At 67.0% G+C, this 16207-nt stretch carries 10 protein-coding genes and 1 tRNA gene; 8 read left to right on the top strand and 3 right to left on the bottom strand.

The genetic code is table 11. From position 1 onward, the window contains the following. Window positions 1-183 precede the first annotated feature (183 nt). A complete protein-coding gene (ald, locus tag E3O65_RS04240; RefSeq protein WP_134362484.1) occupies window positions 184-1302 on the top strand; it encodes an alanine dehydrogenase in 1119 nt (372 codons plus the stop codon). A 504-nt stretch (window positions 1303-1806) separates the two neighbouring features. Here ald and E3O65_RS04235 read toward each other — a convergent pair. From E3O65_RS04235 to E3O65_RS04225, 3 genes are all read right to left on the bottom strand, one after another. Next, the gene (locus tag E3O65_RS04235) at window positions 1807-2022 is read right to left on the bottom strand and encodes a hypothetical protein (protein WP_134362483.1); all 216 of its coding nucleotides are present in this window, start codon (window positions 2020-2022) and stop codon (window positions 1807-1809) included. Window positions 2023-2113: 91 nt separating this feature from the next. Continuing rightward, window positions 2114-3784, bottom strand: a complete 1671-nt coding sequence (locus tag E3O65_RS04230; RefSeq protein ID WP_134362482.1) for a YhgE/Pip domain-containing protein — start codon at window positions 3782-3784, stop codon at window positions 2114-2116. A 269-nt stretch (window positions 3785-4053) separates the two neighbouring features. Further along, complete coding sequence (locus tag E3O65_RS04225; RefSeq protein WP_134362481.1) at window positions 4054-4692, bottom strand: MBL fold metallo-hydrolase; 639 nt, start codon at window positions 4690-4692, stop codon at window positions 4054-4056. A gap of 56 nt (window positions 4693-4748) precedes the next feature. Here E3O65_RS04225 and E3O65_RS04220 point away from each other — a divergent pair, with 56 nt between their 5' ends. The 7 genes from E3O65_RS04220 to E3O65_RS04190 all read left to right on the top strand — a co-directional run bounded on the left by E3O65_RS04220 (window position 4749) and on the right by E3O65_RS04190 (window position 16201). After that, window positions 4749-5648, top strand: a complete 900-nt coding sequence (locus tag E3O65_RS04220) for a diacylglycerol/lipid kinase family protein (RefSeq protein ID WP_134362480.1) — start codon at window positions 4749-4751, stop codon at window positions 5646-5648. Between the two features lie 56 nt (window positions 5649-5704). Continuing rightward, a tRNA-Glu gene (locus E3O65_RS04215) sits at window positions 5705-5777 on the top strand. 240 nt (window positions 5778-6017) lie between these two features. Beyond that, window positions 6018-7043 carry a TerC family protein gene (locus E3O65_RS04210; RefSeq protein WP_134362479.1) on the top strand — a complete coding sequence of 342 codons (1026 nt, stop codon included), beginning with the start codon at window positions 6018-6020 and terminating at the stop codon, window positions 7041-7043. Between the two features lie 46 nt (window positions 7044-7089). Next, the gene (locus E3O65_RS04205) at window positions 7090-7971 is read left to right on the top strand and encodes a PP2C family protein-serine/threonine phosphatase (RefSeq protein WP_241985678.1); all 882 of its coding nucleotides are present in this window, start codon (window positions 7090-7092) and stop codon (window positions 7969-7971) included. Between the two features lie 7 nt (window positions 7972-7978). Then, the gene (locus tag E3O65_RS04200; protein WP_134362477.1) at window positions 7979-9142 is read left to right on the top strand and encodes an FHA domain-containing protein; all 1164 of its coding nucleotides are present in this window, start codon (window positions 7979-7981) and stop codon (window positions 9140-9142) included. Next, the gene (locus E3O65_RS04195) at window positions 9139-10770 is read left to right on the top strand and encodes a serine/threonine-protein kinase (RefSeq protein WP_134362476.1); all 1632 of its coding nucleotides are present in this window, start codon (window positions 9139-9141) and stop codon (window positions 10768-10770) included. Before E3O65_RS04200 ends, E3O65_RS04195 begins: the two co-directional genes overlap by 4 nt. A 103-nt stretch (window positions 10771-10873) precedes the next feature. Beyond that, on the top strand, window positions 10874-16201 hold the full coding sequence (locus tag E3O65_RS04190) for an Ig-like domain-containing protein (protein WP_134362475.1): 5328 nt from the start codon (window positions 10874-10876) through the stop codon (window positions 16199-16201). The last annotated feature ends 6 nt before the right edge of the window (window positions 16202-16207 follow it).

Here is a 16207-nt window from a genome sequence, read left to right as displayed (position 1 = left end):
ATTTCGGCCCGGAACATCCCTTTCGCTCCGCCATCGCCGACTGCGGGAGCTCGCGTATGTCCGCGCGGCTCGACCCCGACCGGATTCGTGGATTTAGTCTTGACCCCGCCACTGGTTCGGAGTCGAATTCGGGTCGGGGCCCTGTCATACGTCCACTGAGCACAACAAGCAACGGAGTCGGCCATGATCATCGGTGTACCCAAGGAAATCAAGAACAACGAATTCCGCGTCGCAATCACCGCCTCGGGCGTTCACGAGTTTCTGGCCGCCGGCCACACCGTTCTGATCGAGAAGGGCGCCGGCCTCGGCTCCCATATCAACGACGACGAGTACCACTTGGCCGGTGCCGAGCTGGTGGAGTCCGCCGACGAGGTTTGGGCCCGCGCCGACATGGTGCTGAAAGTCAAGGAGCCGGTCGCCGCCGAGTACCACCGCTTCCGCACGGGTCTGATTCTCTTCACCTACCTGCACCTGGCCGCAGAGCCTGACCTCACCCGCGCCCTGGCCGAGGCCGGCGTCACCGCCATCGCCTATGAGACCGTGCAAACCGCCAACCGTGCCCTGCCGCTGCTGGCACCGATGAGCGAGGTCGCCGGCCGGCTGGCCGTGCAGGTCGGCGCGCAGTCCCTGATGGCCCCGGCCGGCGGCAAGGGTGTGCTGCTGGGCGGTGTGCCCGGTGTGCGCCCCGCGAAGGTCGTCGTACTGGGCGCCGGCGTCGCGGGCACCAACGCGGCCGCCATGGCCATGGGCCTGGGAGCTGACGTCACCATCCTCGACATCAACATCGACCGCCTACGCCAGCTCGACGCGCAGTACCAGGGTCGCCTGAAGACCGTCGCATCCAACTCCTACGAGATCGAGATCGCGCTGACGGACGCCGACCTGGTGATCGGTTCCGTTCTGATCCCGGGAGCCAAGGCCCCGAAACTCGTCACCAACGCACTCGTGGCGCGGATGAAGAGCGGCTCCGTGCTGGTGGACATCGCCGTTGACCAGGGCGGCTGCTTCGAGGACACCCATGCGACCACGCATGAGGACCCGACCTACCGCGTGCATAACTCGATCTTCTACTGCGTAGCGAACATGCCCGGCGCCGTGCCGAACACGTCGACTTACGCGCTGACGAACGTCACGCTGAGGTATGCCCTGTCGCTCGCCAACTTGGGTGTGAAGGCCGCGCTCGAGCGCGACGACGCACTGGCCCTCGGCCTGAACGTCGCCGCCGGTCGGGTTACGAACCGTTCCGTCTCCGAGGCCCACGGTTTGCCGCTGGCCGACTGGCGCGACCTCATCACCACCTAGCGGCGTCTCCCGGCGGTGGCTCGTCCGCCGGGACATCCGACCTCGGGCAGTTATCGGTGTCGGTGTCGGTGACGATGCTCCTGGGTCGCTCGGAGGAGCCCGGCCACCACGAGGAAATGGGCCGATCGCCCCCGACACCGCCCGCGAGATCGTGGCGCGGGCGCCGAGCCGATCGGAGTCCAGACGCACCCGGAGACCGGGGTCGTCCTCTCGATCGGGCGCGCCCGGTACACGGTGCGACAGACCTCAGCCGGTATGTGCGGGTGCAGGAAGAAACCTGCCGGTGGCCGGGATTCCGCCGCTCGGCAGCTAATTCCGACCTCGACCACAGCCTCGACTGACATTTGAAGGGGTCACCGCGTACGACAACCTCGCGCATTTGTGTCCGGCCGACCATGCGCTGAAGTCGGAGAATCGGTGGACTCACGCGCACCTTCAAGGCGACACGCTGCCGTGGACCTCACCGACCGGGCGCACGTTCATCAGTGAGCGGCCTGTCACCTGTCACTCGTAGCGCAGGGCGGCGACCGGGTTCTGTCTGGCCGTGGCCCGGGTCGGGAGGGTCCCGGCGAGGAAGGCCATCAGCATGACGACTCCGATGATGACGGCGATTGAGCTGAGTGCGAACTGCACCACCTGCAGTCCGGGCAGGTTTTCGAAGAACTGCCATGGGAGTCGGCATCCTTCTGGGGGAGATGCGGGCAGGCTGTGTGCAAGCACAGAGTACAGTCGCGGCCTCACTATCGGACCGAAACGGGCAAGGCGGGGCCCGGATCAACTGATCCGGGCCCCGCTAGCTGCTTGTCGTCGGTCAACGAGCCATTCTCAGGCGGCGGATCAGCCAGGCGGCCGCCCCCGCCAGGAGCAGCCCGACCAGGATGATGATGCCGGGAGCCGCTCTATTGAAGCTCACCGTCTCGGCCCCATCGGCCAGCTTGCCTGAACCCGCGGCCACCTTGGCATTTCCGGCGCTCAGCTCGGCTGTGCCTGCCGCGAGCGTGTTCGCGCCGTTGAGAAGAGTTCCGGAACCGGCCGACACCTTCTCCGTGCCGGCGGCGAGGGCAGTGGATCCGGTTTCGAGCGCGGTGGTACCCGTGACCAGGGTGGATGCGCCGGCAGCAAGGGTCTGCGTGCCGTCGGCCAGGGAGCCGGCGCCGACCGAGATGCGCGTTGCGCCGTCGGCGAGGCTCACGGCGCCCGTCGCCAGGGTCGTCGCTCCCGTGGACAACGACGAGGCGCCGGCCGCCACCCGGCCAGTGCCGGCCTGGAGGGAACTCGCACCGGTGGAGACGGCGCTGGTGCCGGCCGCGACCCGCGCGGAACCAGCGGTGAGTGCCTGCGTGCCGACCTGGAGTTCCGCGGCCCCCGACGCGACGGCGCCTGTCCCCGCGGCCACCGTGTCGGCTCCGCCGGACAACTTGGCTGCGCCGGCGGCGAGGGCTGTGAGCCCGTCGCGCAGTTCTACGGACTTCGCCTGAAGCAGCGCGGTGCCCGCGCTCAGCGGCGTCAATCCGTCCCGGAGGGCGGTGGATCCGTCCCTGAGGGCAACTGCGCCGGACTCGACCCCTGTGGTGCCCGTGTGCAGGGCGCCGGCGGCGGAGCTCAGCCCCTTGAGGGTAGCGAGGAGCGCTTCCTGGGAGATCGTGTCCGCCTCGACCTGACCGGTGAGGGTGGCGAGGGCTGCATCCAGCTTCGTCGCTCCGGCAGCGACGTTGCTGGCTCCGGCGGTGAGCCCGGAAGCCCCCAACGCGAGGGTCTCGGCCCCGCGCCTCGCTTGGTCCGCACCCTGGGCGGCGAAGGCCGTTCCATCCGCGAGCAGGGCCGAGCCGTCGCGAGCCGTCGTAGATTTGAGGGCGAGCTGGCCGGCACCGGTGGCCAGGGTTGCCGCACCCGCGGCTACCTTTGTCGCGCCCGTAGCGACCTTCGTGGCACCGGTGCCGGCCGTGGCGACTCCGGCGGCGAGAGTCGCCGCGCCGGTCGCGGCCGCTCCGGCACCCGTAGCGAGAGTATTTGCTCCGGTGGCGGCGGTGGTGGCGCCGGCGGCCAGTGTCTCCGCTCCCCGCGCGGCAGACTCAGCGCCGAGCACCAGTCTGGTGCTGCCGCTGACGCTCGTGAGTGCTCCCTCGAGGAGGGTGCCCGCTCCGGCTGAGGCGCTCGCCGCACCCGTTGCCAGGCTGCCGGCGCCCGTGTTGGCCCGGGTCGCCCCGGCCTGGAGGTTGGTGGCCCCGGCGGCCGCGGCGGCCGCGCCCTCCGATAGCGTCTCGGCTCCCACGGCCAGCTTCGCAGCGCCGCCGGCGACTTTCAGGGAGCCTGCCTCCACCTTGACGGCTCCGGTGGAGAGTTCTTCGGCGCCGCCGGCCAGCCGCCCGGTGGTCAGGAAGAAGAAGGTCAGCAGCAGGACCAGCATCAGGCTGAGCCCGGTCACGGTAGAACGGATGCCGAGAGTGCTTCGGCGGGACAGGGCACGGTCAGATCTCATCATTGAGGCTCCTCGGAAGACGCGAGCAGGCATGCGGGCATGCCGGAACTCGTGTGGTGTGTGTGCGGTGGGCGGTCAGACCTCGGCGTGGCGGCCACTGGTCGAAGGCCGCGCGGCACGGTGGCGCGCCGAAGTGTCACGAACGTAGCAGTGGGGCAGGTGCAGAATCGAAGGCACGCAAAAGTTCAGGGCTGAGGCCAACACATGACGCGCTGGACCCGTCAACCTTGTGGGATTCCTACAGAGTCACCCCCCGAAACGAGTGTCAACCACTACAGGTCGAGGGACTCGTTCGGCTCGAGCGGCAAAAACTCGCCGCCGTTCTGCTCGGTGGCCCATTTGATCCTGGCGTTGGAGAGGTCTTTGCCCCCCCGGGAGAGCCCCATTTCGTGCGTCGGGAAGGTGCGGCGTGGCTTGAGTGCGAGCACATAGTCCATGACCTCACTGATCTTGAGCCACGGTGCGCCGGCAGGCACGGCGAGGGTCTGCACGGTCACGCCCTCCGGAAGAATGAACGAGTCGCCGCCGTAGTAGAGCTCCTCGTCGACCAGCACGCCGAGGTTGTCGATCACCGGAATCGTCTCGTGGATGACGGCGTGGGTGCCGCCGAAGAAACGCAGGGTGAACGGCTCGGCCACCACGGTATCGCCGGCTGCGACGACTGTCACGGGATAGCCGACCGCGGCGGCGGCGACGCCGGCCGGAGCGAAGATCGGGATATCGGGGTTCAGCGCGATGATGCGGTCCAACTGTTCCGGAGTCCAGTGGTCAGGGTGTTCGTGGGTGATCACGATGGCGGCAGCCCGGGCTGTGTCCGTCAACGGGCTCGTGAACGAACCGGGATCAACGAACAGTCTGCGCCCGCCTTTGTCGAAGATCAGCGCCGCATGCTCGAGTTTCGTGAGTTTCATGGGTTCGAGCTAATCCTTAATCCTGGTGAGCTGCAAGCTGGCGACATACTTGAGCGGTGTCTTTCCCTCTCCACATCGTTGTCGCCATCAATCCAGCCGCGTCCTTCAGCCGTCGCCGAGACGTCGGTCCTCGGGTCGTCGCAGCTCTGGACCGAGCCGGACACCGGGTGACCGGCCTGAGCGCATCCGGCTTCGAGGCTCTCCGCGTGGACGTGCAGGCCGCGCTGGTCCAGGAGGTTGACGTTCTCGTCGTCGTCGGTGGCGACGGCATGGTCAGCCTCGGCACCAATCTCCTGGCCGGAACGCGACGTCCGCTGGCCATCGTGCCGTGCGGCACGGGCAACGATTTAGCCCGCGGGCTCGGCATCCCGGTCGACGACACGGATGCCGCCATCCGGCATCTGCTCGACGCCCTCAGCAGACCGCCCCGCGCCATCGACGCCGCCCGCGTGCACCGCGGCGACACCACGATCTGGTTCGCGGGCGTGCTGTCCGCCGGCTTCGACGCCGTGGTGAACGAGCGGGCCAACCGCATGCGCCGGCCGCGGGGGAAGAGCCGGTACACCCTGGCTATGCTTCTGGTGCTCGCGACCTTTCGGCCAATCGCGTACCGCCTGACCGTCGACGGAAACCAGCACCGAGTGCGTGCCATGTTGGTCTCGGTCGCCAACAACGCGTCGATCGGCGGCGGCATGCGGATCGCCCCGAGAGCAGTGCTCGACGACGGGTTTCTTGACCTGTTCATTGTCTCCCCGCTGTCGCGGGTGGGTTTGCTCCGCGTGTTCCCGAAAGTATTCTCCGGAACGCATACGACCCTTCCGCAGGTCGAGATCACCCGGTGTCGCAGCATCCGGATCGAGGCCGACCGAGTCGTCGCCTACGCCGACGGAGAGCGGGTCGGCACCCTGCCCGTGCAGATCGACGTGGTTCCCGGAGCCCTCCTCGTGCACGCCTGACACGCTCAGTTTGGTTTTCCCTGCGGGCGTGTGGCATATTAGGTGAGTTGCAAAACGGCCCCATCGTTTAGCGGCCTAGGACATCGCCCTCTCACGGCGGTAACGCGGGTTCGAATCCCGCTGGGGTCACAATAAAGCCCGATTCCCTTTTCGAAGGGGGTCGGGTGTCTTTCTTTAAGCGGGACCCCCGGTAGACTCCACCGAGTGAAAGGGAGTATCCCTGTGCCCGTTCCGGGCACTTCGCCGTGAACGTCAACACGGGCCGCATCGCAGGGGCCCCGGCACGGCGGTGTCGACATATCGATACGGGAGAGACTTTCAGGTTTCCTGCTGCCTCCAGCATCCCCTTCATTGAAAGGCTCTACCCGCATGGATCTCGCTCTTCCGCTCTGGTTTGAGATTGGGTCGCTCGTCGTCCTGACGCTCATCCTGCTTGCCGACCTCCTCATCGTCTTCAAGCGCCCTCACGTGCCCTCCATGCGAGAGGCCAGCCTGTGGGTGGCCTTCTATGTGGCTCTGGCCCTGGTCTTCGCCCTGCTCATGCTGGTGCTGGGCGACGCCGAACACGCGGGGCAGTTCCTCGCCGGCTGGCTCACCGAATACAGCCTGAGCATCGACAACCTCTTCGTCTTCGTCATCATCATGGCGAGGTTCTCCGTGCCACGGAAGTACCAGCAGGAAGTGCTCATCGTGGGCATCATCATCGCCCTCGTGCTGCGCGGCATCTTCATCCTGCTGGGCGCGCAGCTGATTGAGAACTTCAGCTGGATCTTCTACATATTCGGTGCTTTTCTGCTCTACACGGCGGTACACCAGGCCCTGGCAAAGGAACCGGACGTTGATGAGGCCGACAACGGCCTGATCCGCTACCTGCGCAAGCACATGAATATCTCCTCGTCGTTCGACGGCTCCAAACTGCGCACGTTGGTTGACGGCAAGAAGGTGTTCACCCCGATGTTGATCGTGCTGCTTGCGATCGGAACCACCGACCTGGTCTTCGCGCTTGACTCGATCCCGGCGATCTTCGGGATCACGCAGAGCCCCTTCATCGTGTTCACCGCGAACGTGTTCGCCCTGATGGGTCTGCGCCAGCTCTACTTCCTGCTCGGCGGGCTGCTCGAACGCCTCGAGTACCTCAAGTACGGCATCGCCTTCATCTTGTTCTTCATCGGCGTCAAGCTCGTATTCCACGCTCTGCACACCAATGAGGTTTTCTTCATCAACGGTGGCGAGGGAGTGGCGTGGGCGCCGGAGATCGACACCTGGACCTCGCTGGGTGTGATCATCGTCTCCATGGCCGTGGCCACCGTTGCCAGTCTGATCAAGGCTCGACGGGATGCGCGCCGGCGCGGGCACACCCTCGCCGAGGAAATTCCGCACTTCGTCGAGGATTGACATCCGTCGCCCTGCACCGCAGGCAAGTGAGAACACTGGAGCAGACGTGGCCGCGCTGAGTGTGAGCGAACTGGTACTCCCAACGACCCGCGTGCGATTCGTGTTCAGCGCGCGCAGTGACGTGGGCCGGGAACGAAAGGTGAACGAGGACAGTTTCATTGCGCAGGCGCCGGTCTTCTTCGTCGCCGACGGCATGGGCGGACACGCGCACGGCGATGCGGCGAGTCAGACCGTCGCGCGCGTGTTCGACGAGCACATCGCGCGTGACGCGCCTTCGACGCCGGAGCGGATCCTTGACGCGATCCACTCGTCGAACGACGCCGTGCGGGACCTGAGCGCCGTCGACGACTACGGCACCGCCGTGTCCGGAACCACCCTCGCCGGCGTGGCATTCGTCGACGCCGGAGACGACGTGGGCTTTCACTGGATGGCCTTCAACATCGGCGACTCCCGGGTCTACACCTGGGACGGGCGCACGCTGGTGCAGCTGAGCGTCGACCACTCCGCGGTGCAGGAACTGGTCGACGCAGGACTCATCTCCCAAGATGAAGCGGAGCAGCATCCGGAACGCAACGTGATCACGCGTGCGATCGGGGCCGACGAGTCCGTGGACGCCGATGTGTGGCTTCTTCCGGCTGCCGGCCGGCACTCGTTCCTGATTTGTTCGGACGGACTGACCAAGGAACTCGGCACCGGTGAGATCGAAGCGCTCCTCGCGTCGTACGACGGGAATGCGGAGCCGGACCGGTCTCTGGCCGATGTCCTCGTCGACGCGGCACTGGCCCGGGGTGGGCACGATAACGTTACGGTCGTGTACGTGGAGTCGGTGCTCGGGAATCCGGAGCAGGACGACCCCGCGAATACGAGTGAGCGAGCGACAGGGGTGCATGAGCATCTCGAAGACACGAGGCCAAGAAGCCAGGGGTAGATGACAGATGCTCTCGTATGAATGCGACGAGTCGGGGGACTGGCTTGCGGCAACGCTGGACGGACAGCTCGTTGTGGTTCGCTCTGACGGCTCATCCGATCAGGCTGGTCGGCTCTGGGACAGTCTCGACGGCGGCGTGCAGGGAATGCTCGACGGACTCACGGCGCGTGGCCTGTTCACTGCACCGTCGTTCGTGTTGGTGACCTGGCAGGGAAACCCGTCCGTCGGGGCAAGCGTGAACGCCATCGTGCGAGGTGACGTGTCCCTCCGCCTGACCACCAGCACCGGCCCCGAGGATCTGTCCGGTGCCGGCGTCGCCACCTGGCGTGAACAGTCTTTCACGGGCGTAGGTCAGTTCCAGGTCGAATGCGGGGCCGGGGCCGACCAGCGCGGCGCCGGAACGACCTTGCCGCTCGTGGCAGGCGTAGTGCGTGCCCGCCACCTGACGGTGGTGACACGGATGTCCCAGGTCATGCGTGCACACGTTGCGCCCGCACAGGTCGCGCCCGTCGTCCCCGCGCCCGTCGTCGCCGCTCCGGGGCGGATCGGGCCCGTGCCCGGGTTATCGAGCACAGCGCCGTCCCCGGTGGTGTCGCCAAGCCAGAACACGATCAGCGACGTCACCATCAGCGCGTCGGCGTTCGGGATCGACACTGTCGCCGATCAGACCGTCGTGAGCGTCGCTCGGAAGCCCCACCGGGTGGCGCCCGAGTCGGTGGACTCCGACCACCATGACGGGCTGACGGTCATGAGCGGGGACCTCCGCATATTCCGGGACGCTGCCAGAGTCGCGGGAACCGCATCCGTCGCCACCCATCCCACGGCGTCCACCCTTTTCCTACTCCTACCGGGCGGCGGCCGTGAGACGCTCGGCCACCAGCCCGTCGTGATCGGCCGCGCGCCCAGCGTGAACCAGGTTCCCGGCGGACAGCTTCCGCGGCTGGTGAGTCTCGGGGGAGCCGACCAGGACATCTCCCGCAACCATGTGCGGGTCACCGTGGAGGGGGACACCGTGGTCGTGACCGACCTGCTCTCCCGCAACGGCACGGTCATCGTGCTGCCCGGCCGGCCGCCGCAGAAGCTGCGGACGGGGGAAGCGGCCTCTGTTCTGGTGGGAACCGTAATCGACCTGGGCGGCGGCGTGACGATCACGGTGGGCGAGGACCGGTGAGCAGCGCCGTCTCCTCGCCGCCCGAGCTGCCCGGCTACGAGTTCGTGTCGACGTTGGGGTCGGGCGGGTTCTCGGACGTCTTCCTCTATGACCAGCAACTGCCGCGTCGCCGGGTGGCCGTCAAGGTGCTGCTGACCGAGCAGCTCAACGATTTGACCAAGGCCCGCTTCGTCGATGAGGCGAACCTGATGGCGCAGCTGTCCACGCATCCGTCGATCGTGACCATCTATCACGCCGGTGTCGCGGGCGACGGGCGCCCGTTCCTCGTCATGGAGTACTGTGCCGGCCCGAGCCTCTCGGAGCGGTACAAGCGGGAACCGCTCACGGTGGAAGACACGCTGCGGATCGGGGTGCGCCTTGCCGGTGCCGTCGCGACGGCGCACACCGCCGGAATTCTGCACCGAGACATCAAGCCCGCGAACGTGCTGACCAACGATTTCGGCGGCCCTGCCCTCACCGACTTCGGCATTTCGACCACCCTCGACCAAACCAGTCTGCACCGGGGCGCCGCCGCGGGCACCGGCCACGGCGCTGACGAGACCCAGGACGTGGGCCTCAGCGTGCCGTGGTCGCCACCCGAGATGTTCGAGGACGCCCCGACGCCGGATGTGCGCAGTGACGTGTTCTCCCTGGCCGCCACCCTGCACACACTCCTCGCCGGCCGCACCCCGTTCGAGATCGGCGGGCGGTCCAACGGCACCCTCGACCTGATCGGCCGGATCGAACGCGGCGTGATCACGCCGATCGGCCGGAGTGACATGCCCGCTTCCCTGCTCGCCGTGCTAGCCAAGGGCATGTCCACCGACCGTGCCAGCCGCTATTCCAGCGCCGTCGACTTCGCCCGTGCACTGCAGCGCATCGAGCTGGAGCTTGGGTACTCCGCCACGGCCATCGAGGTTCCCCGCCTGACCCTGGCCGAGCCCTCTGCGTCCACCGGTGCCGGGGAGAACGAGACCCGCGCGCGCTCGGTGGTCACGATCGCGGCGCAGCCGACGCGGCCCGCCCGGCCCATGGTTCCGTCCGCGGCGACACGCGCCGGAACCGCCCCGGGGACCCCGGTCCGCGGAGCCTTCGTCGTCAATCACCGGCCGGAGCCGACGTCGTCGGCGTCTCCCGCCGAAGCCACCGTGCTCCGGGGCCCACCGGTCGCAGTGCCCGCAGCCGTCGCACTCGAGGCAGAGTCCGCGCCCGAGGACGCCGCTCCGCAGCCCGGGCGCCGCGGGCTCATCGTCGGAATATCCGCTGCCGCCGGCGTCGTGCTGGTCGCCGCAGTCCTCGCTGCGGCATTCGTGACGGGGAGCACGGCCCCCGGTCTCACTCCGACCACGAGACCATCCAGCCCCGCCGGCAACGCCGACGTAGTGGCGGGGGTGCCCCTGTTGACCCTCGAGGGAACGGCCACCTCCGTCGATGGCACCGTCGTCACATTTTCGGTGACCAACCCTGACCCGCAGGACAACGATGTGTACCGGTGGGCACGCGCTGAAGCCCCGAACCAGCCCCAGTTGAGCTCGTCCGCCGACATCGCCGTGGACCAAGTCACTCCGGGGGAACGGGTTTGCATCGACCTCTACCTGCAACGCAGCGACGGCAAGCTCTCCGAGGCGAATCGGGTCTGCGACCGCTGACCCATCCCGGCGTTCCGCTTTCGGCGGACATGTTAGTTTGGATGCTGAGCGAGGTCCGTAAAGGCTGCTTCCGGGGGATTTGCAAGTGAGCAAGGGGTAACGGTTGGGCACCTTCAGCTCGTGGCTTCGTGCCCGCACAGCCTCGGCCTCCGTGATGGCGATGGTGGTCCTGGCCGGTGTGCCGGTGACGTTCGCGGTGCTGCATCAGGGATTCCCGGTCACCGACGTCGACCTCGTTGCCACGGACGTGTGGGTGACGAACGGGAAACAGCTGCTCGCCGGCCGGCTCAACCGCCAGATCGAAGAGCTCAACGGGTCGGTGAACACCTCCTCCAACGCCTTCGACGTGCTGCAAGACGGCGATGACGTCTTCCTCTTCGACCAGAGTGTCGGATCCCTCGAACGGATCGACCCGGCCTTCACCACCCTCGGTCAGCGCGTCGATCTGCCGGTGGGGTCCGAGGTCGCCTACGGCGGCGATACCATCGCGGTCCACTCACCCGGCACCGGTGCGGTCTGGGTGATCAACGCGGCCCAGGACCTGAATTTCGACCCGAAGACGACGGACCCTGTCGTCACGCTCGGCAAGGGCGGCCACGTGGCCGTGTCCCAGAACGGCGCCGTGTTCGGAACATCGCCCGCGAAGAAGAAACTCGTCACGATCGAGAAGCCGGGCAGCGTGCCGCAGCGCAGCGACCTCCCTACCCTGAGTGCGCACCAGATCGCCGCGGTCGGTGAGACTCCCGTCGTGCTCGACACCAAGCAGAACCGGCTCATTGTCGGCGGTGGAACCATCGAGCTTCCTGGCCCAGCGCTCAAGCTGCAGCAGAGCGGAGCGGAGAACGCGTTCGTCGTGCTCGCCACGGGGGATTCCCTGCTCCAGGTTTCCCTCGACGGTGGGGAGACCGTGGAGATTCCGGCGGGGATCGACGCGGCACTCACCGATCCCAAGGACGTGTCGGCACCGGTCTGGCTGAACGGATGCGGCCACGCAGCTTGGGCAGGCGCCCAGTCCTACCTCGCCGCCTGCACCGACGAACAACCCACAATCCAGACCATCGCCCAGCCGACGCAGGGTTCGACGCTGGAATTCCGGGTGAACCGGAACGTGATCGCCCTCAACAATCTCTCCAACGGAAACGTGTGGCTCGTCGACGCCAACATGCGCCTGGTCGAGAACTGGGACGAGGTGACCCCGCCCCAGGAGGAAGACTCCGAAGAGGGCGATGAGAAGGCCTCGCAGCAGTCGTTCGAGGACACCCTCGCCGAACGCACGCCGCAGAACCGGGCACCCGTGGCGAACGACGACACCTACGGTGTGCGCCCCGGCAAGTCCACCGTGCTGTCCGTGCTCGAGAACGACACCGACCCGGACGGCGACGTTCTGACGGTGGTCAACACCAACGGTTTCTCCGACTCGCAGGGCAGCCTGGACTACATCGACGGCGGGCGTGCGCTGCAGTTCACGCCGGCACCCGGACTCGCGGGAACCGTGAGCTTCCGCTACACGGTCGCCGATGGACGCGGGGCCGTAGCCGAGGCGAGCGTCAACCTCACGTTGCGACCGTTCGAGCTCAACGAGGCTCCGTTGTCGCACCGGGCCGGCGCCGTCTCGGTCGAGCAGGGCCAGCTCGTCAGCTACAACGTGCTGAGCGACTGGATCGATCCGGACGGCGACGACATCTACCTCGTTTCGGCATCGCCCACCACCGGCGACGGGGTGCGGTTCGGACCGGAGGGGTTCATAACCTTCGAGAGCCGCACCGCCGAACTCGGAGTCAAGGAGGTGCAATTCGTCGTGTCGGACGGCACACTCACCGCAACGGGCGTACTCACCGTCGACGTCCAAGCCGTCGGCAGCCTCAACCCGGTCGGCACCCCGGATTTCGCGACCGCCTTCGTCGGGGAGACGGTCCTCATCGAACCGCTGGACAATGACGTGTCCCCGTCCGGCGAGCCGCTGGCCCTGATCGGGGTCAACGACGTTCCCGATACCGTCTCCGCGGTCATCAACCTCGACCGCGGCACCGTGGCGGTGTCCGCACCCACGGCCGGCAGCTATGTCTTCACCTACAGCCTCGGTTCCGGAGCCGCGTCGAGCGTCGGCCTCATCCGGGTGGACGTCAAGGAAAACCCGATCGAGCTGTTGCCGCCGATCGCGGTCAAGGACACCGCCTACCTGCGCGCCGGCGAACCTCTCTCCCTGCCTGTGCTGAACAATGACGTCTCGCCCGGCGGGAGGGTCCTGGCGGTCCAGTCCGTGAACGCTGAGGGTGCTCAGGACCTGGTCTCCGTTGAAATCCTGACCAACACCGTCCTGCGGGTCACGGCCTCGGCGGCCCTGACCCAGCAGGTGCAGTTCACCTACACGATCAGTGACGGGCAGGCCACCTCCACGGCAGGTGTCACCGTCGTGCCCGTGCCGCCACTCGTGAAGCACCAGCCCCCAGTGGCCGTCGACGACTCCGTCAGCGTGCGCGCCGGGGACATCGTGAGCGTCTCCGTTCTCGACAACGACTTCCATCCCGACTCCGCGACGATGACCCTGTCACCGGACCTGGTCGACACCGGGAACACCGGTGGACTGGCCTTCGCAACCGGCAAGCAGGTACGCTTCCAGGCGCCGAGGGAACCGGGCTCCTACAGTGTCGGCTACGCGATCACGGACCCCTATTTGGAAACGGCGTCCGCGGTTGTGCGGTTCACCGTGATCGGACCGGACAAGGCGAACAATCAGGCTCCTACGCCGCTGCCGTTGACCGTGCGAACGTTTGCCGACTCGAGCATCAAGGTACAGGTTCCGCTGGACGGGATCGACCCGGACGGCGACTCCGTGTATCTGACCAACGTGACGACGCCGCCGGGCCTCGGTCGCATCACCAAGCAGGGCAGCGACTTCTTCTACTACCAGGCCTACCCCGGCACAGCCGGCACGGACACCTTCACCTACGAGGTGGCGGACACATATGGCCGAACGGCGCTCGGAACCGTGCGGATTGGCGTGATTCCGCGGCCGGTGGCACTGTTGCCGCCCAACGCCGTCGATGACGCGATCGAGATCAAGCCGGGCCGCACCGGGTCGGTTCCCGTGGTTCTGAATGATTCTGATCCGAACGGGTACAAGCTCACCCTCTCGAAGAAGCTTCCGGAGGTCGCCGAGGACCTCGTCGCCACCGTCAAGGGAAGCCGAATCATCATCGACGCTCCCGATGTGGAGGGCACGTACACGATTCGGTACGAGATCACCAACGGCCACGGCGGCGCGGCCACGGCCTTCGTGCAGGTGAAGGTGACCGCTGACGCCAAGGCGCAGTACCCGAGTGCGATCGACCACATCATCGAGCCGAAGGACGTTCTCACGGCGGCGACCGTCGATGTTAAGGTGCGTGACCGGGCCGAAAACCCCAGCGGCCTGATCGAAGACCTCGTCGTCAGCCTCGAGGGCCCGAACGCGGCATCCGGAATGATTCTGCCCGATGGAACCGTCAAGGTCACCCCCACCAACGCGCGGCAGGCCATTGCCTACCGCCTCACCAACGACGTGGACAAGCTCAGCGCCACGGCGTTCATCGTCGTGCCGGCGAAACCGGGCGCCGACGAGGAGGACAAGCCGGCCGACGAGCAGGCCTTCCCTCCGCCGTTCTTGAAACCACTGCCGGAGCAGCTCGTGCGGATGAACGACTCGAAGACCTGGAACCTCGCCGATATCGTAGCGGTTCCTTCGGGGCGACCGGCCACCATCCTCTCCGCGACGGCCACCAACGCCAACGGGTCTGCTTCGCTACTGGACCCGGTGACCCTGGGATTCTCGGGCGCGACGGACTACCGCGGGCCGGCATCCGTCACCTTCGTCGTCACCGACGGCAGTTCCGCCACGGATCCGGACGGGAACCAGGCGACCCTGACCATCCCGGTCACCGTCGGAGACCCGAACTCAGAGGACGTGGCCCCCACATTCACACCGCCGAACGTGACGATCGAGGCCGGTGAACCGACGCTCGACGTCAACCTGCGCACCTCGAGCGGGCACCCCAACCCGCAGATCGTGGAGGAGCTGAGCTACGGTTCGCTCACGGGAACGAGCGCGGATGTCGAGGCGACACTCAGCGGAGGGACCCTTGTGGTCTCGGCGCCGCTCGGTGTGCAGCCGGGCACGAAGGTCACCCTCAATTTCACCGTCACCTACAAGGAATTCACCATTCCGGGGTCGGTCACCGTGACCGTCGTGTCGTCGACTCGGGCCAAGCCACAGGCCGTCGACGATTCGGGGCCGAACGGCCAGGGCATCGAGACCCGGCCGAGCCAGTCCATCCCCATCCCCGTGCTGGAGAATGACTACAACCCGTACGCGCAGGATGGCAAACCCCTCACGGTGACCGGGGCCACCATCGAACAGCAGGTCGGCACCGCCACGGTCAGCCATACCGCGTCCGGCGTGACCATCAACACCGGTTCCGGGGCGACCGGAACCCTGACGGTGGTCTACCGGATCCAGGACGCCACCAAGGACACGGCCCGGGAGACGCAGGGTCGCGTCAGGCTCGTCATCCGCAACGAACCGGATGCCCCCGGCAAGCCGTCCGCCGTCGAAGGGGACGGCAGCGCCAGCGTGACCTTCAACGCCCCGGCCTCTAACAACTCGCCGATCATCGAGTACACCATCTACTGGACCGGCGGGGGGCAGAAGAACGTGGGAGCAGCCGGGACGCACTCCATCGGCGGCCTCACGAACGGCACAAACTACTCGTTCACGGTCGTCGCCCGGAACGCGATAGGGCGCTCGAGCTCCTCCGTCGGCAGCAACACCGTCATGCCCTTCGGCGTGCCGGGCTCGCCGTCCTCCGCAAACCTGGACGCCCCAGGTCAGGGAACCGGCGCCTTGAGTCTGAGCTGGTCCGCGCCGTCGAGCGATGGAGGCCGCGGTGTCACGAGCTACAACTACCAATGGATCCAGGGCAGCAACGGGACCGGCAGCACCAACGGTGGCCGCTCTGCCACGGCAACGGGCGCGGTGAACACCCCGTACCAGTACCAGGTGCAGGCGTGCAATGCCCGCGGTTGCAGTGGGTGGACCCAGTCGAATGTCGCCACACCTCAGCCCGCACCACCACCGCCGCCGCCGCCCAGCGCGACGATGTACAAGGGGCCCGGGGCATCCGTCGCCGGCTGTTCGTCTGCGTCGACCTGCCACAAGGTCGGGCTGAACTACGCAAACTTCACGCCGGGCAGCTACCTGATCACGACCATCAACAGCTGGGGCAATGTCTCAGAGAGCACGTACACGCTGGGCGCCAGCGGGCAAATGCTGACCTCGAATGTGCTCGGGACGAGGCCGCCCGATGAGTCGATCGTTGTGCGCCTCACCCGGGTGAGCGACGGCGCGGTCTTCTACAGCAACACCATCACCGGGGCGCAATGGAATGCCATGTGATGTCCG

Origin of the sequence: Cryobacterium breve (assembly GCF_004402375.1) — a bacterium.
Taxonomy (GTDB): Bacteria; Actinomycetota; Actinomycetes; order Actinomycetales; family Microbacteriaceae; genus Cryobacterium; species Cryobacterium breve.
This window is presented reverse-complemented; position numbering and strand designations above follow the sequence as displayed.